Source organism: Burkholderia sp. Bp8991, from assembly GCF_003853795.1.
GTDB lineage: Bacteria > Pseudomonadota > Gammaproteobacteria > Burkholderiales > Burkholderiaceae > Burkholderia.
In genome coordinates this window covers 74,665-99,023 of sequence record NZ_QTQJ01000020.1, presented here as the reverse complement: position 1 = coordinate 99,023, position 24,359 = coordinate 74,665, and the positions used below count along the sequence as shown (strand labels likewise).

General features: G+C 68.1%; 10 protein-coding genes and 1 pseudogene. 2 read left to right on the top strand and 9 right to left on the bottom strand.

The features are described from left to right. Nucleotides 1–48 precede the first annotated feature (48 nt). From DIE02_RS22550 to DIE02_RS35610, 5 genes are all read right to left on the bottom strand, one after another. Complete coding sequence (locus tag DIE02_RS22550) at nucleotides 49–1,395, bottom strand: MFS transporter (protein ID WP_124484763.1); 1,347 nt, start codon at nucleotides 1,393–1,395, stop codon at nucleotides 49–51. Beyond that, nucleotides 1,392–1,517 (bottom strand): hypothetical protein, encoded by a 126-nt coding sequence (locus DIE02_RS36095; RefSeq protein ID WP_260426178.1) that lies wholly within the window; start codon nucleotides 1,515–1,517, stop codon nucleotides 1,392–1,394. Before DIE02_RS36095 ends, DIE02_RS22550 begins: the two co-directional genes overlap by 4 nt. A gap of 141 nt (nucleotides 1,518–1,658) precedes the next feature. After that, entirely contained in the window at nucleotides 1,659–3,110 is a 1,452-nt protein-coding gene (locus DIE02_RS22545) for an aldehyde dehydrogenase (protein WP_124484762.1), read from the bottom strand. A 55-nt stretch (nucleotides 3,111–3,165) separates the two neighbouring features. Then, on the bottom strand, nucleotides 3,166–4,755 hold the full coding sequence (mdlC, locus tag DIE02_RS22540) for a benzoylformate decarboxylase (protein WP_124484761.1): 1,590 nt from the start codon (nucleotides 4,753–4,755) through the stop codon (nucleotides 3,166–3,168). Between the two features lie 413 nt (nucleotides 4,756–5,168). Next, nucleotides 5,169–5,321 (bottom strand): hypothetical protein, encoded by a 153-nt coding sequence (locus DIE02_RS35610; protein ID WP_185702648.1) that lies wholly within the window; start codon nucleotides 5,319–5,321, stop codon nucleotides 5,169–5,171. On the opposite strand from DIE02_RS35610, the pseudogene DIE02_RS22535 reads away from it, so the two are divergent. Next, nucleotides 5,300–5,521, top strand: a pseudogene (locus DIE02_RS22535) (ankyrin repeat domain-containing protein); the annotation flags it as partial. The gene DIE02_RS35610 and the pseudogene DIE02_RS22535 sit on opposite strands and share 22 nt — an antisense overlap. A gap of 152 nt (nucleotides 5,522–5,673) precedes the next feature. Here the strand turns inward: DIE02_RS22535 and DIE02_RS22530 are convergent. The 3 genes from DIE02_RS22530 to DIE02_RS22520 all read right to left on the bottom strand — a co-directional run bounded on the left by DIE02_RS22530 (nucleotide 5,674) and on the right by DIE02_RS22520 (nucleotide 10,728). Continuing rightward, nucleotides 5,674–7,590 carry a serine hydrolase gene (locus DIE02_RS22530; protein WP_124484760.1) on the bottom strand — a complete coding sequence of 639 codons (1,917 nt, stop codon included), beginning with the start codon at nucleotides 7,588–7,590 and terminating at the stop codon, nucleotides 5,674–5,676. Between the two features lie 9 nt (nucleotides 7,591–7,599). Next, the gene (locus DIE02_RS22525) at nucleotides 7,600–8,481 is read right to left on the bottom strand and encodes a sterol desaturase family protein (protein WP_124484759.1); all 882 of its coding nucleotides are present in this window, start codon (nucleotides 8,479–8,481) and stop codon (nucleotides 7,600–7,602) included. A 477-nt stretch (nucleotides 8,482–8,958) separates the two neighbouring features. Beyond that, the gene (locus DIE02_RS22520) at nucleotides 8,959–10,728 is read right to left on the bottom strand and encodes a hybrid sensor histidine kinase/response regulator (protein ID WP_124484758.1); all 1,770 of its coding nucleotides are present in this window, start codon (nucleotides 10,726–10,728) and stop codon (nucleotides 8,959–8,961) included. A 139-nt stretch (nucleotides 10,729–10,867) separates the two neighbouring features. Here DIE02_RS22520 and DIE02_RS22515 point away from each other — a divergent pair, with 139 nt between their 5' ends. Beyond that, nucleotides 10,868–11,527 carry a response regulator transcription factor gene (locus DIE02_RS22515; RefSeq protein WP_124529781.1) on the top strand — a complete coding sequence of 220 codons (660 nt, stop codon included), beginning with the start codon at nucleotides 10,868–10,870 and terminating at the stop codon, nucleotides 11,525–11,527. A gap of 121 nt (nucleotides 11,528–11,648) precedes the next feature. On the opposite strand, the gene DIE02_RS22510 is transcribed toward DIE02_RS22515, so the two are convergent. Continuing rightward, on the bottom strand, nucleotides 11,649–24,053 hold the full coding sequence (locus tag DIE02_RS22510) for an LWXIA domain-containing protein (protein WP_124529779.1): 12,405 nt from the start codon (nucleotides 24,051–24,053) through the stop codon (nucleotides 11,649–11,651). Nucleotides 24,054–24,359 lie beyond the last annotated feature (306 nt).

Below are 24,359 nucleotides of genomic sequence, written 5' to 3'. Positions count from 1 at the left end.
CGCGCTGCAGTCCGGATTCGCGCGCCTCTGTCAAGCTGGAGCCTGAGGTCAGGCGCGATTGACGGGCGGAACATGACGACGCACGATCATCAGGCAGATAAAGACCATCGACATCGCCCCACCAAGCATGCCCAGGTACGCGGACGCTCCCCCCTGCGTGATCACGAATGCCCCGGCGAATGCGCTGAGTATCGCTCCGAGCCGCCCGAATGCAAGCGCGGATGCGGTCCCGGTCGCGCGTATCTCGGTTGGGTAGACGTAGGCGCAAAGGGCATACATCGTCGACTGAACTGCGTTCACGAAGAGGCCGTGCAAACCAATTCCGAACACAAGCAACGTCGTGTGGGCAGAGACATCGATACCGCGCAGGAAAAGCGCGCTCGCGGATGCCATCAGGCAGCACACGAGCAAAGGCCAGCGTGACCCGAACCGGCCGATTGCCACTGCGCAGCCCAGTGCGCCGATGACGCCCCCCAGGTTGTAGGCGGTAAGACCCGAACCCGCCACCGAAGGGCTGAGCCCCTCGCCTGCAAGCATCGTCGGCAGCCAGCTGAATGCGCTGTAGACCGCGATCAGGTTCATGAAGAAAGCGATCCAGATTGCAATCGTGTCACGGCCTTGATCGTCCGCGAACAGAGCACGAAAGCCCGGACGCCGTACCGCTTTCTGTTCCTTCTGATCGGCGAACACGGCGTCCGGCTGAATCGAGCGGGACATGCGGGTCAGCAGGTGACGCAGTTCGTTCCAGCGTTCGTCATGGCGGACAAGGTAACGGGGCGATTCCGGCATGGCGAGATACAGCAGGAACGCCAGTGCCACGGGAAGCGTGCCGCCGATGAGAAAGAGCCCACGCCAGCCATAGTGAGGAAGCACGACGCTCGCGAACAGTCCCGCAAGCATGCCCCCCAGCGGTACGCACACGATGGTTGCGGTGACTGCGAGCGTCCGCCGGCGAGCCGGCGTAAATTCCGCCGTCATGGTCGTCGCGCTTGGCAGCGCACCACCGATACCCAGTCCCGCGAAGAAGCGCAGGATTGCAATGGTCATGACGTCAGGCGATAGCGCAATCGAACTCGTCGCCAGGCCAAATACCAGCACGCTTCCAATAATGGCCCAGCGCCGACCGAACCTGTCCGCGAAAAGGCCGGCGAACGCGCTACCGATACCCATGCCTACGAGGCCGGCAGCAACGGCGGGCGCAAATGCGTTGCGCGTAATGCCCCATTCCTTGATCAAGCTGGGAATGGCGAACCCGATGAGTTGCCCATCGAAGCCATCCATCACGATCGCGAACGCGGCGAGAAAGACGACCATTCGCTGAAACGCCGAGAACGGTCCGTCATCAAGGGTGCGGCCTATGTCTACGATCGGCAGACCGGGATTACGATCGTTCATTTCGCCCCCCCGACCAGAGCAGTGAAGCCTGAATCGCCGGCCTGGGTAATCCGTTTTCCGACGTGATGGCCCGACTCCAACTGGGTGCGATCGAGCGACCACTCAAAATTGACAATAGGCATTGCAGTCTCCTTAAGCCGATCGCTCGTCGTTACAGGAGCGAAGGCTACTCACCGGTACAGGGTTGTTGTTTTGTTCGCGCCCACGATCCAGCGGCGCGTCTCGTCCGTCGCGAACAAGACGCGCCCCGACCGTGGCAACCATCAGAACGGATAGTGACGAGGCGTCGTTTGCACGGTGATCCAGCGCAAATCGGTAAATTCCGCGATTCCCGCCTTGCCGCCGAAGTGCCCGAAACCACTGGACTTCATCCCGCCAAACGGCATTTGCGCCTCGTCGTGAACCGTCGGCCCATTGACGTGGCAAAGCCCGGACTCGATACGCTTCGCTACCGTCAACGCACGCGCGACGTCACGGCTGAAGACTGCCGCCGACAGACCATATTCGTTGTCGTTCGCGCATGCGATGGCCGCTTCGTCTCCCTCGACGCGGACGATCGCCTTGACCGGCCCGAACGACTCCTCCCGGTAGATACGCATGTCGGCCGTGACGTGATCGAGCAGCGTGGCCGGCATGAGCGTGGTCTCGGATTTTCCTCCGCAGACCAACGTCGCGCCTTTCGCCAGCGCGTCGTCGATCAGGTCGTTGCACTTCCTGACGGTCGTCATGTCTACAACGGAGCCGAGCACGGCCGGGCCCTTTCTCGGATCGCCAAGCGGCAGGCTCTTCGCCTTTTCGGCCAAGCGCGCGACGAATTCGTCGGCGATGTTCGCATCGACGACGATGCGTTCGGTGGACATGCAGATCTGACCGGAATTTGCGAACGCCCCGAATGCCGCGCCTTGAACCGCAGCGTCGATATCGGCATCGTGAAGAACAAGAAACGGAGCCTTTCCGCCGAGCTCGAGTACCGAGGGCTTCAGATACTTCGCGCACTGGGTGGCGATGATGCGGCCGACGCGGGTCGAACCCGTGAAGTTCACCCGTCTGACCGCGGGCTCGGCAATGAGCGCTTCGACAATGGCGCCGGCATTCGCCGGCGCATTCGTGACGAAGTTCACGACGCCGCGCGGCAGCCCGGCGTCCTGCAACGCCTCGATGATGAGGCCGTGGGTCGCGGGGCAAATTTCCGAACCCTTGAGCACGACGGTATTGCCGCAAGCCAGCGGCAACGCGATGGCACGCACGCCGAGGATGACGGGCGCGTTCCACGGTGCGATCCCGAGCACGACGCCGGCGGCCTGCCGAACCCCGAGCGCGAGATTGCCGGGCACGTCCGACGGAATCACTTCGCCCGAAATCTGCGTGATCATCGCAGCAGCTTCGCGCAATCCGTCGGCCGCAAGCTTGACGTTGAAATCGGCCCACAGGCGGGACGCGCCCGTTTCGGTTGCCATTGCCAGCGCGAAAGCGTCGCGCTTTTCTTCGAGCGCATCTGCGGCTCGATTCAGCAATGCGCGTCGCTCGCCGGGCCCCATCGCCGACCAAGCGGGAAAAGCGGCGGCGGCAGCGTGCACCGCGGCCTGTGCATCGGCGACGGTCGCGGCGGGTGCGGTCGATGCAACCGTGCCATCGAGCGGATTGCGGCGCTCGAATGTCGCCCCATCGCGAGCCATCGTGCGCTCGCCGTTGATCAACATCGATACCTGATTCATAGCCGTCTCCTGGAATATGCTTGAAAAGCCAGCCTGTCGAACCACCGACTCGCGGTCAGGCCACGACAATTTCTACAAGGCGCGTTTTGCCCGAAGACAAAGCGTCTTCCAGCGCGGACTTCAGCGACGGCGCGTCGCTCACTCGCACCCCTTCGCAACCCATGCTGTTGGCCAGAGAAACGAAATCCAGCCCCGCGAGGTCGGTGCCCTGTACCGGATCCGACGCGGAGAAGCCAAAGACGGGCGCAAATTCCTGCAAGGCGGCGTAGCGGGCGTTATTCAGGATGACAAAGGTGATCGGGAGATCGAGTTGGACCGCGCTATAGATCGCTTGGGGCGAATACATCGTCGAGCCGTCACCGATGAGGCCGATCACGCGGCTGCCGGGTTTGCCCAACGCCACGCCCACCGCGGCGGGCATGCCGTAGCCCAGACCGCCGCTTGCCATCGTGTAAAACGTCTGACTGCGCGTGAACGGCAGATAACGCTGCATGACGGGCCGCGAACTTGGCGCCTCCTCGACCACGATATCCGCTGCGTCGCGCACCTCGGAGAGCGTCTGTAACGCATACGCGACCGACATGACCGCCGTGGGCTCGGCTCGCTCGACGACCTCGCGAGGCGCCGGCAACGGCCGGCCACGCGGCGCCGGACGGGCGAGCAGGTCCGACAGCCCCAGGCGAACGTTCGCCACCACCGACGTGCCGACCGGGGTCCACGCCGCGGTAGCCGGATCGTCGATCAGCTGGTACAACGCCGCGCCGTCAGGCACATGCGGCCCACTGCCTTCGACGTGATACGCAAAAGCCGGCGCCCCGACCACGAAGATCAGGTCATGCCCATCCAGAATCCGAACGATTTTTTCGCGCATCGCCGGAAGGAATCCGGCGAAAAGTCGGTGATCTTCAGGGAAGCTGCAGCGTGACGACATCGGCGCGACATAAACCCGCGCATTGTGGCGCTCGGCGAGCTGGATGGCCTCGCTCCAGGCGTCGGCACGATCGAGTTCCGCGCCGACGACGATGGCCGGCCGTTTGCAGTTGTCCAGCGCGTCACCGATCTCCGCGATCGATGCCGGATCGGGGCGGAACCGGGTGCTGACCCGTGTCGCCTCGACCAGGTCGGCCGGCTGATCCCAGTCGTCGACCGGAATGGAAACGAACACCGGGCCACGCGGCTCCTGCATCGCCACGTGGTAAGCACGGGCGAGCGCAAGCGGAACATCCGCGGCACGAGCCGGTTCGATGCTCCACTTCACATAGGGCCGCGGCAACTCGGTTGCTTGCGATGCCGACAGAAACGGATCGAACGGCAGAATTGAACGGGCCTGCTGGCCGGCAGTAATGATCAGCGGCGTCCGGTTCCTGAAAGCCGTGAATATGTTGCCCATCGCGTTGCCGACACCGGCCGCCGAATGCAGATTGACCAGAGCGGCATTGCCGGTGGCCTGGGCATATCCATCCGCCATACCGACGACGACGGCTTCCTGCAATCCCAGCACGTACCGGAAGTCCTCCGGGAAGTCTCGGAACATGGGCAGCTCGGTCGAGCCGGGATTGGCAAACACCGACGTCATGCCGAGGCGCCGCATCAAGTCCACGACGGCATCGCGAACGGTCGGCTGCCCACTTGTGTTTCGTTGCATCTCGAGTCCTCTGCGGTTCGCCACTCAGGCTGGCGGTGATTGGATGAGCCGCAGTATGGGATTCGATGCATTGTTTGAAAATTGCCAAAATTGCTCAAAGTCATTACTTTCTGGCATGGGTCCATCGGGCTGCCGGATGGGTCCATTCTGCCGGGAAGCCTTGCGGGTCAAGGCCGTACGCCGTCATCGCCGGCTCTGCGGCGGCCGCGGTGAGCGGCCATGGCGATCCCGTTCAGGGAAGACACCTAGTACCGGACAACTCGGGACCTTGTTCGATTCCTTCAGCCCCTTTCAACGGCCGAGCGGCCGTCGCGGCTGAAACAAGCGGCAGCGTGACGCTGATCGACGCGGCCATGACAACTGCGCCGGCGCACGCTCGCGTGTCCCGCGCCGGCTTCACCCGGGCGGGCCGCCTACGCGTCGGTCCAGGCGCCGGTGCCCTGCCGATACTGGATCGAGCCGTTGTTGAACCGCACCTGCAGGTTGCCGTCCGGCAACTGCACCCAGGTCGTCATGTCGAGGCCCTGCATCAGCCCTGCGAAGAAATCCCGCCGGCGAAACGGCATTGTCGTTCGCCGCGCTGTTCGGCCGCCTCGACATGCTGCCGGTGCTCGTCGGCCGTGGCGCGAACCCGGATCACGTCGATGCGCTCGGCCGCACCGCACTGCAGAACGCCATCCTGCAAGGCAACGACGCCGCGGTTGCGGCGCTCGAAAAGGTGGGCGCGACGCCGAATGCCGATGTGACGTTGCGAGCGAGGCCGTGACCGCTCGAGCTTGCCCTCGAGGTTGACTGCCTGTCGATCGTCATGCGGCACAAGGTCACGAAGGCACACGTTCCGGCCTTAACACCGGAGCCGGCTTGCCGGCGCGTCGGTCATGCCGCTGATGTCGCGCCTCGCGCCCTTCCCGCCGGCCCTCACGCGCGCTGGCACAGCCATCCGGAAGCCGCCATCGTCTCGACATTGCTCACGTTCGTCATGCTGATTTCGAACAGATCGCGGCCAGGCATCACCGGTATCTGCACGGTCATCCCGCAGCGGTCGTCGGCCAGCGGCTTCAACAACTGGTAGTTGAAGTGGGCGCCGCCGCTGGTGCTGTAAGCGAACAGGACATAGCCCGGCAACGCGTCGAGGCTGCCGAGCGACACCCGCAGCTTGCCGCCCGAGAACACCGACTGCGCCGATTCGTTGATCACGTTCCACGACGTGTTCACACGTGCCTGCCAGGCGGCGTCGAGCCGCGGCAGCGCCGGCAGTTGCTGCGCATACGGCGTGACGCGGAACACATAGCCCGAGCCGTCGACCACACGCTTGGTCAGATACCGATTGCTCACCGCGTTGCCCGCGTCGTCCGTGCCCGGCAGGATATCGAACCGGTACGACACGGTATCGCCGTCGCTCCACCACCAGCCGTCGCTGCGATACACGTACGGCGTGCTGTTCGAGCCGGCGTCCGTCCACGCCGTGCCGTTCCATTGCGTCAACGCCAGGCTGCCGTCCGCGTTCACGACGACCTGCATCGGCGCCGATTCGTTGCCGTAGACGCCGCCGACGGCGGAAACGTCCGGCGACGCAGCCGCCGGCGGTGCAGCGACATTCACCTTCGCGGGGGCCCCGGCGATGCTGCCGTCCTCCTGCAACGCCTGCAGCAGGATCGCGGGCGCGATGCCGGCCGCGTCATAGCCGGTGCTGCCGGTGATCATCAGCGCCATTTGCGCCGCCGGCAGCACGTAGAAATGGCTTGAAAAGAACTGCGTGCCGCCGCTCTTGTACGCCCCGGCGGCGCCGGCCGCGCGCAGGACCGGATCGTCGACGTCGTCCCAGCCGAGACCATAGGCATACGAGTAACCGAGGCGGGTCGACTTGATCTGCCACCGGTCGGTCTGGTCCGTCAGCATGTCGGCGATTCCGGCCGCCGACGCGATGCGCCGCCCCTGGAACACGCCGTTGCCGATGAACAGTTGCGCGAGGTTCATCATGTCGAGCGGCGTCGTCGACAGGCCGCCGGTGGCGTACGGATTCGCGAATTCCTGCCCGTACTGGATGCCGTTCGCGTACGCCAGCGCGAACTGGCCGCTCGTCGGCACGCTGGTCAGGAAGCCGGAATTCGTCATGTTCAGCGGCGCGAGAATGTCGCGCTGAACGAAATCGGCGAAGCTCAGCCCGGTGACTGCCGCGACCACCAGCTCGAAGATCGTGAAACCGTCGTTGCAGTACACCGCGAACTGGCCCGGCGGATGATTCAGGTGTTCGTTGGCGAGCACCTTTTGCGCGGTCGCCGCATAGCCCGGAAGCGGTGCATACGAGAACATGTCGTCGACGTTCTGGCCGGGCAGCCCGGACGAATGCGACAGCAGATGACGCGACGTGATCTGCGTATACTGCGGCGACAGCATGGTGAACGACGGCACGTACCGGACGATCGGCGCGTCGAGGTCGATCAGCCCGCGATCCTGCAGGATCACGCCGGCCAGCGCCGCGATCACTTTGGATACCGAACCGATGTTGTAGCGCGTCGTCGGCGTGGCGGCGACCGCCGGGTTGATCGACGCATTCCCGAACGCCTGCGCCCACACGACCTGATTGCCCTTGAGCAACGCGACCGAGATGCCCGCGAGGTTCCGCGGATGGGCATCGAGCGCGGCCTGGATCGTTTGCCGCCCCGCCGCGATGGTCGCGTCGTAGGTCGACCGCTGAATCGTATCCGCGCCGCCGCAACCGGGCAGCATCGCGGACAACAACCCCGCGCCCGCGTATTCGAGGAATTGCCGGCGGCCGGCGCTGGATGGCGCCGCATCGTGGCGCCGGTCGTGTGGATCGCGTGTGTGAGCCATATCGCCTTCTCAGGAAACCTGCTGTGCGGCACGCCGCGCATCGCGCGTCGTCAGGGAACTGCCGTCGGGACTCCAGCCGGGCGGCCGGATCAGATACTGGATCGCGGTGTGCAGGCTGTCGGTTTTCGCGAGGTCGCGCGCGATATTGCGCCACTCGTAGAACGCGATCCTGAACGGATTGTCGGTGCCGATGCTCGACGTCAGCCCGTAGTGCGGCGTGAATCGCTCGGGCGTGTACGAGCGGAACAGCCGATCCCAGATCATCGTGGTGCCGGCGTAGTTGGTATCCAGATAGTCGAAATCGCTGCCGTGATGGACGCGATGCTGCGACGGCGTGTTCAGCAGCGCCTCGAACCAGCGCGGCATCTTGCCGATCGCTTCGGTGTGGATCCAGAACTGGTAGATCAGGCTCACCGACTGCATGAACAGGATCATCTTCGGATGGAACCCGACCCACGGCATCCACGCCCAGAACAGGAACGATCCGGTGATCGTGCCCGTCCACGTCTGGCGCAGCGATACCGACAGGTTGTATTGTTCCGACGAATGGTGGACCGAATGCGACGCCCAGAACCAGCGCACCTCGTGACTCAGGCGGTGGAACCAGTAGTAGCTGAAATCGTCCGCGAAGAAGCACAGCACCCACGCCCACCAGACGTTCGTCGGAATCGTGAAGAGCCGGTGCGCGTACACCCAGCTCAGTACCGCCAGCACCAGCCCGCCGGTCAGCACGCTGGCGACGAATGCGCCGGCCGCGAGCGCGAGGTTCGCCAGCGTGTCGCGGGTCCGGTACAGCGACCGGCCGAGCATCGTCGCGAGTCCGATTTCCACCGCGATCAGCACCGCGAAGGCCGGGAACGCGGCCACCATGATATTGGGCAGATTGTCCATCACCGTTGCGCTCCAGGCAGGCGGGCGGCAAGGCCGCGCCATGACCGTTCAAGGATTCGACCGCGAGAGGCCGGTCGGCTCATGCGCAAGGCGAGCGCGATTCAGGGTGCAGGCACGGCACCCTGTCGCGTTGCTTTCAGAAAGGACGACGCCTGGAACAGGATCGGCCGCACTGCGACCGATCCTGTTCCGCGGCATCAGGCCGTGCCGGCGCCGTGCCGATTCGATCGGACGTGCGGCCTGAACCGTGGGTTGGTCTCCCCGGCTGTCCTGCCTTCTTCGCTACCCCGCGCGACTGTTTTTTACGATTGCCAGCAGGTGCGAAGGTACTGCACCCGTTTCGTTTGGGAAATACCGCAGATGCAGTAGTGCCGTCGCCGCTGCGCCGGCCGCGCCGGCTGCCGTCGCGAACGCGTCGCATTCGCGTGCGGGTGCCGAGCAGGCGCGGTGCGATGACATCGCGGCGTCGTCACGCCGTCACGCCGGCGCGTCGATCAAGGTCTGCATTTCCTGCGGGTCGAGCGGCTTGTGCATCACGCTGAAGCCGCTCGACGAAGCGGCATGGATGCCCTCGGGCGACGTATCGCCGGTAATGATGATGGCCGGAATCTCGCGTCCGATGACGCGGAACACCCGGTGGACGACATCGGCGCCGGTCACGTGCCCCGCCAGCCTGAAGTCCGTCACGATCATGTCCAGTTCGGCGCGCCGCGGCACGGCAAGCTCGATCGCACGCTCCAGCGATGGCGCGGCGATCACGGTATGCCCCCAGGTCTGAAGCAGCGTCTGCATGCCGGCCAGCACGTCGCGATCGTCGTCGACGACGAGGATGGTCTTACGCGCCTGCCCCCGCCCTGCGCCCGCACGCTCGCCCGACGGGTGCGCGCCGGTGGCGTGCGACGGGGCATGGTCGGCCATGGCCAGCCGCACCGAGAACAGCGAGCCGCGGCCCGCGGTCGAACGCACCTGCACGCTTGCATTGATCAGCGCCGCCGTGCGCTGCACGATGGCGAGCCCGAGGCCCAGCCCCTGCTCGCGGTCCCGCGCCGCGTTGCCGATCTGGTAGAACTCCCGAAAGATGTGCGGCAGTTGATCGCCTGCGATGCCGATGCCGGTATCGAAGACCTGGATCTCGACGTCGGTGCCGCGACGCCGGCAGGCCAGCAGGATGCCGCCGCGCTGCGTATAGCGCACGGCATTCGACAGCAGGTTCGACAGGATCGTGTGCAGCAGCACCGCATCGGTTTCCAGCCAGATCGCGGTCGGCCGGATCCTGAGCGTCACCCCCTTGGCCAGCGCGGCCTGACGAAACTGGCTGTCCAGCGCGTCGAGCGCCTGCTGCAGCGCGAAGCGGCGCGGCTCGACATCGATCACGCCCGCGTCGAGCCGGGAAATGTCCAGCAACACGTTCAGCAATTGCGACATGCCTTTCAACGCGGTGCGGAGCCGTTCGGCGATGTCGTCGAGAGCGGTTCCGTCGACGCTCGGCGCGCGCGCCATCGCCCGCAGCGTCGCGATGTAGAGGCCGAGCGCATGCGTCGGCTGACGCAGGTCGTGGCTGGCGGCGGCCAGGAATTGCGATTTGCTTCGATTGGCGAGTTCGGCGCGCTCCTTCTCCTGCGTCAGTTGCCGGATCAGGTCGACGTTCTCGAAGCGCAGCGACACGGCATCGCGCACGGTACGCTGCAGCGTCCGGCTGAAGGCGAGATTGACCGCGAGCAGGAACAGCGACAGGAAGCCCAGCACCGAAAACAGCGAGCTGCCGTACGCGAACGAGCGGATCGCGAACGGCAGCACCGTCGGCAACGCATAAGCCACGTAGGTCGGCCACCACGACGAGAGCGACGCCACCGAGCCGCCGGTCATGCCGGCCAGCACGATGCAGATCAGCGCGGTCACGATCGTGTTGTCCGGCGAAAAGAACAGCACGCCCATGGCGCCCCACAGGCAGCCGGACACGCCCGCGAACACCATGTATTTCCGCGCGCGGCGCGTGGCCGTCCCGGCAGGATGTTCGCCTGCGCGGCGATCCCGCCAGACCATGGCGGTACGGATCGCGGTCAGCACGCAGATCGCCGCGGCCCACGCGAGCAGCGCATGCCGCGACACCTCGTGCCACAACAGAAAGGTGGTCAGGCTGACGACGGCGATGTTGCCGAACAGGATCGGCGGAGACTGTCGGTACAGCGTATTGACCAGTTCCAGCTGCACGTCGGCACGGTATTCTTGCGCTATCCTGTTTGCCATTTCAAAATCGCGTAGCGGATCCGGCGTTGAACGGAGCGGGCGTCGATCTCGCCCGCCGCGTGACACGTCGCAACGGGGTTGCATCGTATTGTCGCAAAGGAACGAGCTTCCGGGTGCCCCGGGAGAAGGCGAAAGAAAAATGAAAAAAATCGTGCTTGCCGAAGATCACGCCATCATTCGCGACGGGCTGAAGTTGCTGCTGAAGACGCGAGCGAACTGGACCGTCGTGGGGGAGACCGGCGACGGCCGGATGGTCGGTCGGCTGGTGTGCGATACGCAGGCCGATTTGCTGTTGCTCGATCTCGATCTACCCGGCTTCCCCGGCATCGAACTGGCGAAGCAAGTCAAGGCGCAATCGCCGCAGACCAGGATCCTGGTCGTCACGGGCAATCAGAACCCGGCCACGGTCCGGGCGGCCGTGGCGATCGGCGTCGACGGCTACATGCTCAAGCACGAAGACGGCGACGAGCTGCTGCGTGCCGTCGCGCTGGTGCTGTCGGGCATCCGCTATGTCAGCGACTCGCTCGCCCATGTCCTCGAGCACACCGGCGCCACCGCCGTGCCGCCGGTGACGGCCCGGGAGAAGGAAATCCTCGTGCTGATCGCCAACGGGCACTCGAGCAAGGACATCGCCATCAGGCTGAATCTCAGCGTGCTCACGGTACGCAAGCATCGACAGAACCTGATGTCGAAACTGGCGCTGCACAACGTCGCCGAAGTGATCGCGTATGCGCTGCGCGACGGCCTGACCGTGCTGCCGCGGTCCGACGATGTCGGCGCGGAGGCAATCCTGCGCTGACGCGCGGGCCGGCGACGACGACGCATGCATGTGCATCGTGGCACGCCCGCCCGTCGGTCGTCGTCACGCGCGACGTGTCGCTTGCTTCCGCCCCGCACACGTTCCGCGCGCCGCCCCCCCGTCACCCGACCACGACCAGCTGCCCCGGATCGATCTCGCCCGGCTTGCTCGCCAGGTTCGGGTTCAGTTGCAGGATCTCGTTGAGCGCGACGTCGATCCGCTGACCGTCCGACATCCGCTGCTGCTGGTCGGCCGGCACGTGTGCCGCGGCAAGCAACGATCCTTCGTGACTTTGCGCGATCGTCCACAACGAATCGCCGGCCGCCACGGTCACCGTCAGCGGCGTGGGCACGGGGCTCGGTGAACCCGTCGAAGGCTGCGCCGGTTGCGATGGCGTGCCCGACGGCTGCGCGCTCGCCGTCGCCGTCGCCGACGCCGATGCCGACGCCGATCCCGACGGCGTTGCCGACGCATTCGGCTGCACCGGTGCGCCCGTCGTGCCGGGCGACGGCGCAAACGACGCACCCGGCGTCGGCGCCCCGGCACTCGAACCCGACGGTTTCGGCGACGAACCCGGCGCCTTGTGCTGATCGTCCGACGCGGTTGCCGACGTGTACAGGCTGATCCCCTGCATGATCCCGAAGATCGCCACGGGCGCCAGCGCGATGCCGGTCGGCAAGCGCTCCATCCACGGCGTCGCGTTCGGGAAATGCGAATGCAGCCGCCCGGCGCCGAGCAGCGCGCCGGACATCGCGGTCAGCGTGCCGGTCACCGGATCCACGGTCAGCGCGGTATGCACGCCGGTTGCGATGCCGACCGCCGAGGTCAGGTAGTCGCCGGTCGCGCTCGCGATCCGCGCCAGCTGGCTGCGGTTCTCGGCATTCACGCCGCGCAGGCTGCCCTTGTAAACGATGCCGGTGTAGACGGCGCTGAACGCGCCGCCGATCGCCTGTCCGCCGGCCAGCAGGTCGCCGTGCGTGATCGCCCTGAACGCATTCATCGTGATCGAACCGCCGTAGCCGCCGAGCGCCAGCACGCGACCGACGCGGCCGACCGAATGGCGCGGGCTGCCGTGATGCAGCAGCTTCAGCGACGTCCCGCCGACCACGCCCTGCATCTGCGCGAGCATGTCGGCGGAGATCGCCTTCGTATGCGCGACGGTATCGTCGAACGACAGCATCCCGTCGTCGTTCAGCGCGCGCAGCTGGGCGGCCATCGCCTTGCCTTCGTGCGCGATCTGCTCCAGCTGCGCGCCGCGTGCGTCCACGTCGAAGCCGTTCGCCTTCAGTTGTGCCTGCAGCCCGCGCACGAGCCGGTCGACGACGCGATCGAACACGCGCGGATCGCCGTTCTTCAGGCTGGCGACCGCGCCGTGATGCAGCGCCTGGAACACGCGCCCGACCCGCAGGCCCGCATACAGCGAGTTCGTCGCGGTGCGCACCGACTCCCGGCCGACCGCGACGAGCACGCCCGCGCCGGCGCCGCCGGTCACGGTGGCCGCCGCGATGTCGCCGGCGATCCGCCTGGACGACGGCGGCGGCGTGTTCTCGCCGATCGGTTCGTCGTGCACCCGCAGCGCATGCAGTTCCGCCTGCGCGCGCTTCGCGTCGGGAATGTCGACCTTCGCGAGCTGCGCCGCTTCCCGGCGGCTCGTGCCGATCGGCTTGGTGCCGTCGTTGATCAGCGCCGGATCGTGCACGACCGCGCGCCAGTGGTCGAGCGGGTCGGCGGCGGCCGGCCGCTTGCCGGTGGTCACCCGGTCGGGCACGCCGGCGCCGTAGTCGGCCAGCCAGCGGCCGCCGAACCTGCGTGCGCCCTCGTCCGTCCCGGTGCGCGGCGGGTTGCCGTCGGCGTCCCACAGCGGCATCGCATGCTCGATCGTCGCCTTGCGCGCCTGGTTCAGCCAGACGGTCGTGTTGCCTTCGTAGAGCTTCTGGCGCAGCGCGGCGATGTCCGCGGGCGTCATGCCGTCCGCGGCGCCGAGCCGCTCGACTTCCGCGAACAGCAGCTGATGCTGGTTCGCCAGCGTCTGCCGGTCGACCCGCTCGAACACGCGCGTGAGCGCATCGGCGCCATGCAGGCGGTCGATGATCTCGGGCCGGTTGCGGTTCTCCACGATCAGCTTGGCGAGCGCGCCGGTGAGATCCTGGTTGCCGATGAAGTCGGCGCCGTGGGTGCCGTACGACAGCCCCATGTGCACCCATTCGAGCCCCTTGCGCTCGAGCACCGCGCGCAGCAGCTTCTCGTGTCCGCCGCCCGGCACCGATTCCGGCACCGCGTCCCAGCCGTGGAACGTGACCATCACGTTCGGCGCCTTCGTGTCGGGATGCGCGTTCGACCAGCGTTCGAGGGCGGTCATCACACGCACGTAATCGTGATACGTGTCGTTGGTGCCCGACTGGAACCGGTAGTCGGCGCCGGACACGAGCGCGCGCGACGGCGCCGTCTCGAGCCGGATCGCGAAACCGGTGCGTGCGGCCTCATCGAGCCAGCGATGCAGATGCGCGAGATCGTCGAGCGCGAGCGCCGTCCCGTCGGAGCCCGGGGCCGGATGGATCATCCCGTTCTCGCCGTCGAACACCGCATGCTTCTGGTCGCCGAGCGCGCGCACCGCGCGCAGGAAATCCGGATCGTGCGCCTTGCCGAGCACCGCCGCGAGCGAATGCGGATCGATCACGAGCGTGGCGACCGGCATCACGCCGCCGTACCGCTCGACCAGCGCGCCCATCAACGCCGGATCGTCGCTCAGCGAGAACGAGCGCGCCATCGGCACCATGCGATCCTGCAACGCTTCGCTCGAGCGCGTGAAGATCTGCCGGATCCGCTTGTCGGCGACGGTCGCCGCGCCCAGGTTGCGCGTCCGCGCGCGCAGCTTGCCCGGCACCGGCAGGAACCGCGATGCGGACGTCGACACGTCGCGCGCGACGTACAGCTTGTTGAGCAGCGTGCGCCACATGCCGACGTCGACCATCACGGCCTGCGGCTCGCCCTTCAGCACGAGGTTCACGTCGCCGGGCCGCTGCGCCTGCTTGTTGTATGCCTCGATCTGCTGGTGCGTCGCGAAATACTGCTCGGGCTTCGCCGCGCCGTGGCGCAGGCTGAACTCGACGGAGGTCGCCGACGACAGCCCCGGCTGGTACGGCTCGATCGACAGCGGCTCGGGCGCGGTGCCCTTGCTCCCCAGGCGCCGCAAGTCGGCGAGCACCTCGTTGTAGCCGTGCCGCGTGCGCGCCGCGAGCGCGCGGAACGGCGCCGAGTGCAGGCCGCGCGCTTCCGCCGCCTTCCATTGATCGTGCAGCGCCTTCGCGCGCGCTTCGAGCGCGGCGACGCGCGTCGGCCGCGCGCTGTTCAGGAAATCGCGCGGCGACAGTTGCGTGAGCAGGAAATGCACGTCCGTGCCGAAGCGATCGTTGCCGATCGGCATGGCGTCGAGCGGCACGCCCGGATGGTTCTTGTTGCTGACCTGCGGGATCTTGTCGAACCAGCGCATCTCGCCATCGCGCTCGGCGATCACGCCGAGCGGATCGCCGAGCGCCTCGGCCACCGCGCCGTCCGTCCTGAACACGTAGATCACATGGCGGCCGCCGTCCAGCGCGCCGTTGCGGATCGCGGTCAGCAGGTGCGACACGCTGTTGCCGCTGAAGTCGACCGCGTTGAGCGCGGACTGGTCCGACGGCAACAGATGCGGATCGACCGGCGCCAGCGGCGCGGCGTTCGCGTCGTCGCCCTGCTCCGCGCGCGCCAGCGGCCGGCGCACCGGGACGATCGACTGGAACAGGTCGCCGGCCGAGCGGATCGGTTTCTTCTCGACGGCCGGCGCCGCCTTCGCCGGCCGGAACCCGCCGATGCGGTCGACGGTGGCCGGCGCCACGTCGCTGACGACGAAACGGATCCCGCGGCGCGGCGACCGGCCGACCGGAATGCCGCCGCGACGGCGGCGCCGGAACACCGTGCGCAGATCCTGCTCGGGAATCTCCGTATCGCCGAGCGACGCCTTTTCGAAATATTTCCACTCGTGATTCGTGTTGCGTTCCGCATGGCCGAGCACCTTGCCCGTCTCGTCGTCGACCACGTGAATCCAGCGCTGCGCGCCGGAAACCGCACGCACGGCCTGGCGCGGCCGCTTGAAGACCGGCGCATCCTGCAGCTTCGACACGTCGCCCGCGAGCGTCGTCTCGATCGCATGGCCCGACGCCGTCACGTCCCACGACGTCTTGCCGTCCGGCGTCTCGATCTTCGACGGGCCGCCGAACGCCACTAGTTCGTCATGCGCGACCGGCGACACATGGAAATCGAACTTCCCGCGTGCGCGTCGGCCGCCGCTGTTGGCATTTTCCAGCGCCTTGGTGAGCGCGGGCGGCATGCGCTTGCCGTTCAGCATCCGCACCGGGCCGAGCGCGCCGTTCGCGTCGGTCTCGAGCACCGCGACGAAGGCCGGCGGCGTGTAGGCCGCGGCGCCGTCGGGCGGCGTGTGATGCGCGGTGACCAGCACATGCGCGTTGGGGCCGAACTGCCGGGCGAGTCCGTCCAGCGTGGGCGCATGCCGGCCGTCGACACGCTTGAGCGTGCGGCGGCCGAGGGTGTCGAGCCAGTCGGCGGCGCGCGCCTGATGTTCCGCCTCGATCGCTGCGGCACCCTGCGGCGCGGCCGGGGCGGCTGAATGACCGGAAACGGTAGCCGGGGTCACTGCAGCGGACGGGTTGCTTGCCGGGTCGCCGGCCGGGCTCGCCAGACGGCCGGCCGGCCCCGCGTGGCCGAACCTCGGCCAGGTCGGGTTGCCGTCGACCGCGCCGAGCGCGCGCGTCCCGCCGGCATGCACGGCCGCATAGCCTTCCGGCAAGCCGGAACGATCGACGCCGACGAGCCGGTACGACACGTCGCCCGTCGCCGCATCGCGGGTGCGCACGACGTACATGTCGACGCCGGCCGGCTTGAACAGCGAGCCGCCGTCGGGCGTGGTGATGCGCAGCGCACTCGCCGGATCGTGGCCGAGCGCCGACAGCAGCACGACGTCGGCCGGTGCGGCGGCCTCGACCGCGGCCAGGTGCGCGGTGGCGCTGGCCGCGACGCGTTCCGCCGGCGTCAGGTCGCCCTGCGCGAACGCGGTGTCGTCCGGCAGCGCATCGGCCGGCACGTACGCGTGATTGCGCGGCCCGGCTTGCGCCGCATCGAGCGCCTGCCCGAGATCGTCGTGCGCGACCGTCGTCACGCCTTCCGGCAACGCGCGCCGCGCTTCGGCGGCCGTGCGGCCCGTCGCGTGCGCTGCCGACGCCGCGGCGTCCGGCACCGTGCCGCTGAACCGGAACCAGCCCGCCTCGGGATCGAGCGCGCCGAAATCGGTGCCGCTGCCCAGCACGATGCTGCCGTCGCCCGTCACGAATTCGACGCGCAGGTTCGTCAGGCCGGCCGCGTCGAACGCCTGCATCACGTCGTCGATCACGCGGGTCGGCTCGGGGCCGTCGAGGAAATAGCTCGGCCAGTGCTGGCTCACGGTGCCGCCGGCCTGCGTCACGCGCGCGGCATCGCCGATCACGCCCGGCCGGTCGGCCAGCGCGCTGCGGAACGGATGGTCGAGCGTGACCGATTCGAACGTGCCGTCCGGAATCGGCGTGAAGTCGTAGCCGGGATCGGCGAACGTCGGATCGGGCACGCGCGGCACCGTCGGACGCGCCGGCCGCTCGGCCCGTGGCGGCGGCGCCGTATGCGCGGCGCTCGGCGCCGGTTCCGCGTCCGGTCCGGCGGGCAGTGCCGGGCGGCCTGCCCGCGCGGGATCGCCGACGAAGCGCTGCATCGGCAGGCGATCGGTGTCGACCTCGCCGGTCCGGCGCGTCACGCGCACGGTGGCCGAGCCGTCCGGCTTGACGAGCAGGATGTCCTGCGGCGCCCAGACCGACGTCGGCCGCCCGGTGAGTTCGGACAGGCGCTGCGCGAGCGCGGCCGCGAACGTCCCGCTCGCGGCCCGCACCTGGCCCGGCGCGACGCGCAACGGATCGTGCTTGTCCGACCCGCCGAAACAGGAATACAGCGTCACGTCCTGCCCCGCCTCGAGCTGCGGCGCGACACGCTCGGCCACCTCGTCCGGCGTCACCGGCCGGCCTTCCGGGCCGAGCATCGCATCGGCCGACATGCCGTGTCCGAACACGACGTGATGGCCCGGCGGCGACATCAGCCCGCGCGCGCCGACCGGATGCAGCGGGTCGCCGGCCGGCATCAAAAGCGTGTCGGCCGGACGCAGGAATTCGGGGTGCTGCGTCGCGTCGACGCCGGTCACGTCGTCGAAGCCCGGTTGCAGTACCGACTCGCCGCGAATCGTCGTCGTCATCACGCCGTCGTTGGCGATCGCGCGGTCCGTATAGACGCGGCTGTTGTTCCGGTACGTCTTCTGCGGAATCCCCGACAGGCCGTCGTCGGCTTCGGCCTCGGCGGCCTGCTCGGTGCGCGCGGCCCACTCGTCCGCCGTGAAAATCTGCCCCGGCGCGACGTCGACGACCGGAACCGGCTCGTCGACGGGCGGCTCGCCCGCATCCGGCTCTGGTGCGAGACGCGGATGCGCCGGGAGCTGCGGCTGGGCCGGCCCATGTGCCGTCGCGCCCGGCCGCGCGGCATCGCCCGGCGTGCCGGTGTTGCCGCGCGGCCCGCTGTCGGCGTCCGGATCGATCTGCGCGTCGATCGGGCGCACCGGTTCGACCGGCGCGCCGTCGTACCCGTGCGCCACCGTGCCCGGCACGGGTTCGCCGCGCCGGGCGAACACCAGCGGCGGTTCGCTCGCGTCGGGCGCCTCCGGGACATGCAGGTAGAGCCGGGTCGACACATCTGGATCGTGTGCCGGCACGACGATGTCGTCGCTGTTCGGGTGCAGTTCCAGCGCACCGGTGCCGCGTATCGAATTGGACGCGATCGAAGCGATCACGGGCACCTGAAGTTCATACGCGAGCTCCTGCGCGAACGGGTAGCCGCCGGAGCCGAGATAGCAGCCGGTCAGCAGCACGCCGTTGCCTTCCGTGTAGGCCGGATCCTCGAGCAGGCTGCGCGCGAATTCCCTGGGCGACATCGTGTTGCCGTCTTTCGTGATGGCGATCGCGCTGTCCCAGCTCACGTCGCGCGGCTTCGTGCCATGCGATTCGGCGATGTCGAAGCCCGACACCTTCAGGAACTGCCGCGCGGTCGCGTGGCCCAGCAGGTTCACGACATTCGAGCCCGGCACCGGCCGCAATTCCAGCGGATTGACGCGAACCGGCTGCGCGCGGCCGGGCGAGAACTTGCCGTTCACGTCGGGTTCGATCTGGAAGCGCGCGAGCCGGCGGCCCGGATCGGGGATCGCGCGCCGCCAGCCGGCCGCGTCGTCGTCGCCGAGCCGGCCGAACACCGGCGCCTGGATCAGGTCCGCGAATTCCTGCAGCAGTTCGGGATCGGCGCCGCTGTGCGGCCCCTCCAGCGCGATCGGCGTGCCCGGCGTATAGCCTTTCCACGCCAGTTCCTCGAGCGCGTGGGTCATCTCGAGCGCGCTCGCCGGGCGGCGGCTGCGCGGATTGATGACCGCGCCGCCGCGATTCGTCAGCACGCGCCAGACGTAGACGCCGAGCGGCACGCGCGCGTCGCCCGACGCGCCGCTGGCGCCCCAGCGATTCGACACCGGGCGCGGCGCCACGGTGCTCCAGTCGACCGCGTGCGCGCCCTGGTCGATGACTGCCAGCGCCGGCGAGAAGCGGTAGGTGCGCGGCGCATGCTGCACCGAATGGTCCGGCTTCCCCGCGAGACTGGGGGCGCCGGGCTCCACCACGATGCCGGTCGTATAGCCGGAGTCCGGGCTGCCGTCGCTGCGATAGCGCGGCGAACGCCACGCGACGAAGCCGCTTGCGCCGTACACGTCCACCCCCAGCACGTTCGCGAGCAGTTGCGCGAGCGGGCTCACCCGCGTACCCGCGCCGCATGCATAGAGGATCACCGGCGATTTGCCGTCCCAGCCGCTCTGGCGCACCAGCTCGGCCAGGTCTTCCGCGCTCATCGGCTTGCCGGTCGCGCTCGCGAACGCGTCGGACCACGCATGCGCGTACACCGCGAAGTAGCCGGGCGGCACCGGCATCAATGGCCGCTCGCCCGCCGGCAGCCGGTTCTCGGGCTGGTCCGGATGGTTCGAATAGATCGCGAGGTCGGCTTCGCGGCGCGGATACGCGCCCCATTGCGTTTCGTCCATGCCGGGCGGCGCGTTGATCACGTCGACACGCCGGCCGTCCTCGCTGCGGATCAGCGGCTTGGCGGGATCGAACCCGCGCGGGTACATCACGCGCAGCGTGCGATCGTACGCGTCGTTCATCGACAGCATCAACGCGTCGCCGGCGTCGTTTAGCCCGACCCGGGCGACCACCGCTTCGGGCGGCACCGTACCGTCCGCGGCGAGCGCACCGTGGTCGACCAGCGCGACCTGGTAGCGGCCCGCCGCCACGCCGCCGCGGGCGACCATCATCGCGTCGTGGAACGACGCGTAACGCGTGACGCCGATCGTGCCGTCCTCGCTGGAGGCGGCGGCCGCGAGCTTCACCGGATCGTCCCCGGCCGCCGCGCGCCGCGCGTCCGCGTTCGCCGCCCGGATGTCGTCTCCCAGGTTGCCGCGTTCGGTCGACGGGAGTCCGTCTTCGTCCGGCTTGCGCACGTTCCCTTCGCCGTCCTCCAGCGCGTACACGTAGTATTCGACGTCCTCGAGGCGGTTGCCGCTGTCGAGAATCGACCCGACCACGCCGGCCAGCGCGTCCGGATCGGCCGCCACATGCGCGGGAATGGGCCACGACGCGGGGCGTCCCGCCGTGGCCGGCGTGCCGGCCCCGGCCGGCGTCGCATCATCGCCCGCGATCGCGGCGGCAACGGCCGGCGTCGCTTCGCCGTCGATCCCTTCGGCATCGGGCGCGAGCCGCAGCAGGATCGCGTCGCCGTCGTCCGGCGTGCCCTGCGTGCGGCGCGCGCGCAGCCACGCGGTGAAGCGCGACCGCAGCCCGCCTTCCGCCGGCGACACCGGCTCGCCGTCGCCGACGGGCTCGCCGAAACTGGCCGCCTGTTCCTCGGCGTGCTGCCACGGGTTGCCGATCTCGCCGACCGTGAGGCGCTGGTTCGCCAGCCCGTTGGCGAACATCGCGTTCGCCACGTCGATCGTGATCGGCCGCTGCGTCGCCGGCGGGGCCGGCGTCTTCGTGATCGCCCGAATCGGCCGTTCCATCAGCGTATGCGAGCCGAGGCCCATCTGCGCGACGCCGATCCCGAGGTTCAGCAACTGCTGCGCGCGATCGGAATCGGACATCGCGTCCCAGTTCTTCACGAGCGACACGCCCTGGTCGACCATCTGATAGCCGCCGATCGCGCCGCCCGTGACGTTGAGCACGCCGGCCGTGCGGCCCGTCGTCTGCGCGACCGACTGGAACGCGTCCGCTTCCTGCGCGAAACGGCCGAGACCGGCCACGTCGGCCGTCACGCCCTCGCCGCGCGATGCCAGCGTGACCATGTCCGAGACCTGGCCCGTCGTGCGCAGCAGCGACGACGCCTCCGCGAGCGACTTCGCCGCGACGCCGAGCCCGCCGCCCGCGATGCCCGCGCCGCTGCCGATCAGGCTGATCCAGTCGCCGCGCGCCTGCGCATTGCCGAAGCCGATCGACTGCCCGTGCTCGCTCAGATTGTTCAGGTCGCCGATCGCGGCCGGCACGCCGACTGCCATCCCGGCGCCGACCGCGGTCCACGCGGCGCCGAGCATCAGGCCGCCGACCGGCGCACCGATGCCGCTCGCGACCAGCACGACACCGCCGGCCGCGGCGAGAATCCCCGTGCCGATCTCGAGATAGTGTTCGACGTGCTGGTACCACTCCGTCTTGTGCGCGTCGATCGATTCGTATTGAGAGTAGCCGCCGGACGCCGCGCCGTTCGTCAGGCTCTTCGGCACGTACAGCTTGCCGTCGTCCGACAGTGCGTTGTTGTGCTGGTAGTCGTCGACGGTGTCGTACTTCCAGCCGCGATCGTCGATCAGCTTGAACTGGTCCGGATGGTTCGCGACCTGCACCTTGAACAATGCGCTCGGCGCGGTACCGGTCCCCTTCGACACGTAGTAGATCGGCACCAGCGACACGACCGCGTGGTCGCCGCCGACCTTGCGGATCTGGTCGACGACGGTCTGGATCATCTGCGTCGCCGCCGAATTCCTCGCGTACAGCGACCGACTGTTGACCGCCACCCCGTTCTGCAACTGCCCGTTGCCGACGATCAACTGCTCGAGCATCGCCATCGACGGCACGTCGTTGCGGTCGGTCGGCGTCGCGGCCGGGTCGTCCGGCTGGATTCCGAGCCCCGCGCCGACGAAGTTCGTCATCTGGTCGGAGCCGGTGGTGAACGTGTAGGACTTGTCGTCGAAGTTCTTCTGGAAGTCGTCGAAATACGCCTTCAGCTGCTTGTCCGGATCGGCCTGGAACAGCTTGTAGCTGGCGTTGGCGGCGTCCTTGTTCTGCTTGTTCTGCGCACTCTTGATGCCCTGGTCGTAACGCAGCTGGAAGTCGTTCGCGAAGCCCGCCTGGAACCGGTCGTCGTTCTGCATCTTCGACAGCAACGCCTTCGACAACGCCGGATCGACACCCGACGACAGCGCCTCGCGCACGGTGTCGAAACCGTAGCCGGTGTTGCTGCCCCGCAGCGTGTAGATCAGCGTCTTCGCGTTGCCCTTGTCGTCGAGCAGCCAGTTCGCGACGTCGTCCTCGCGCCGCACGGGCACGCCGCTCGCGCTCGGCTGCTGGTCCGCCAGCCCGACCGCCTTGCTGAGCCCCTTGTAGAACTCGGTGCCTTGCCCGTACGGCTGCGGCGTGCCCGTGTTCGTCTGCATCCACTTGTTGCCGAAATCGTGCTCGACGGTATCGAGCACGACGCCCGCGAACTCGGGCGGCGCATTGTTCAGGATGTCCTGCATCCACTTGCCGGCCTTGTCGGCGTTCATCGTGTCGTCGTAACGCGCACGCATGCTCGCCTGATCCGTTGCATCCGCATCGGGCTTCTGCATCAGCGGATCGATCTGCGTATGGATGAACTTCGCGTCGAAATGCGGCTGGCCGGCCTGGGTCCACAGCGTCTGGCGCTCGTCGAGCGAGAACGACGCGTCCATGTTGGTCTTCAGCACCTGGAGCGCCGCGCCGGGATTGCTGCCCGGGCCCTGCATCAGCTGCGCGACCTGCTGCTTCGTGTACTGCAGCCGCACCTCGGGCGCCGCCGCAAGCAGCGTCTGGATCTTCTGGTAACCGGGATTGTTCTTGTCCGCCTGCGCCTGCGCCATCGCGTACGCGAACACGCCGCCCGCCTGGTCGATCTGCGCGTTCAGCGCCTTCGCGTCCGCGTCGCTCTTGCCGTCGGTGCTCACCGGAATGCCCGTCAGCTTGACGAACGCTTCCGCGAGCGGATTCTGCTGCGCGAGCGCCTTCTCCTGCGGCGACAGCTTCGGATCGTTCGGATCGACGGTCACGCCGGTGTCCTGCAACAGCGCGAACGTGACCGGATCGGATTGCGCGAGTTGCTTCATCTGCGGCGACAGCGACGGATCGTCGGGATTGATCGTCGCGATCGTGCGCTTGAGCTGGCTTTCCTCGCCCAGCGCGTCGACGAGGCCGGTGTACCACATGCCGTCGTGATTCTGCTTCACCGACGCGACGACCTGCTTCTGCTCGTCGGCCGTCACGTAGGTCAGTGCGGTGTCGTCGCCGCCCGTCACGACCTTGTCGTACTGGCTCTGCGCCTGTGCCAGCGCCTGCGTGACGTCGGCCTCGTCGGCACGGCGCAATCCGCCCGGCTCCTTCTGCCACGCCGCGTAGTCGGCCTTCGCGTCGTTCAGGCGCAGCGTCGCGGCCGACGTGCTGTACTCGTGGCGCAACGCGGTGGTGAGGGCCGTGTAGGCGTTGTTGGCATTCGTGTCGGCCGTGCCGGCCGCCTGGCGAAGTTGCACGCCGGTGTCGGGATCGGCGCGCCGGATTCCGCCCGGCAGCGCGTCGTACTGCTTCACGTCGGCGTTCGCGGCCTGGTCCTTCTGCATCGCCAGCGCGAACTGGAACGCCTTCACGTTGGTCGCCCGCTCGGGCGCCGATTCGGCCGACACCGCCTTTTGCGCATCGTCGAGCACCGAGCCGAGCACCGGATCGTTCGGCGTCGCATTGCGCAGATCCGCGGCCACGCCCGCGATCGCCTTGTTCGTGTCGCCGCCGCCGTCGGCCGCGACGCGCATCTGGTTCTCGACGGCCGCCTGCACCGAGCCCCATGCCGCTTCGGCCTTCTTCACCTGGTTGTCGAGATCGGCCTGCGACGCGCCCTGGTCGTGCAGGCGCTTGAGCGTCGCCATTTCGGCCTGCGCGAGCTGCAGCAGGCGCTGCGTCTCGGCCTGGGCGGCCGCGAGGGCCTGCTGTTCCGGCGTCTGCGCCGGCGGGGTGCTGCCGGCCCCGTTCGTCGGTGCCGGATCGTTGTCATCCTGCGGCTGCGGCACGTTCACCGGTCCGCCCCCGCCCACAGCCATCAACACCATGTCCGTTCTCCCGCGGCATGCGTGACGTGCCGGCACAGCGGCAGGCGGGCCACGCGCAATGGTCCATTGTGCCGAACGGGCGCATGTGAAAAAGCCGCGCATTACGTAGTCGCCGGGCCGGTTGCGGCAGCGCGGGAAGACCCGCGCTACGAACGCAATCAACCCGATGCCGCGATTCGGTCCTTGGCGCTTCGGCGCGGAAAATTTTGCTGGTTGCCGCGCATCGGGTCAGAAATACACGCTGCCGCCGACCGGCGACACACGACCTTTCGCGACGCGTCACCACCCCGCCGCCCTCCGCCGCCT

What these genes read in the sequence shown, in the direction of transcription:
- DIE02_RS22525 (WP_124484759.1), bottom strand. Translation starts at nt 8,481, where the DNA reads ATGGACAATCTGCCCAATATCATGGTGGCCGCGTTCCCGGCCTTCGCG.
- DIE02_RS22520 (WP_124484758.1), bottom strand. Translation starts at nt 10,728, where the DNA reads ATGGCAAACAGGATAGCGCAAGAATACCGTGCCGACGTGCAGCTGGAA.
- DIE02_RS22515 (WP_124529781.1), top strand. Translation starts at nt 10,868, where the DNA reads ATGAAAAAAATCGTGCTTGCCGAAGATCACGCCATCATTCGCGACGGG.
- mdlC (WP_124484761.1), bottom strand. Translation starts at nt 4,755, where the DNA reads ATGCAACGAAACACAAGTGGGCAGCCGACCGTTCGCGATGCCGTCGTG.
- DIE02_RS22550 (WP_124484763.1), bottom strand. Translation starts at nt 1,395, where the DNA reads ATGAACGATCGTAATCCCGGTCTGCCGATCGTAGACATAGGCCGCACC.
- DIE02_RS22530 (WP_124484760.1), bottom strand. Translation starts at nt 7,590, where the DNA reads ATGGCTCACACACGCGATCCACACGACCGGCGCCACGATGCGGCGCCA.
- DIE02_RS22545 (WP_124484762.1), bottom strand. Translation starts at nt 3,110, where the DNA reads ATGAATCAGGTATCGATGTTGATCAACGGCGAGCGCACGATGGCTCGC.
- DIE02_RS22510 (WP_124529779.1), bottom strand. Translation starts at nt 24,053, where the DNA reads ATGGTGTTGATGGCTGTGGGCGGGGGCGGACCGGTGAACGTGCCGCAG.
- DIE02_RS36095 (WP_260426178.1), bottom strand. Translation starts at nt 1,517, where the DNA reads ATGCCTATTGTCAATTTTGAGTGGTCGCTCGATCGCACCCAGTTGGAG.
- DIE02_RS35610 (WP_185702648.1), bottom strand. Translation starts at nt 5,321, where the DNA reads ATGCCGTTTCGCCGGCGGGATTTCTTCGCAGGGCTGATGCAGGGCCTC.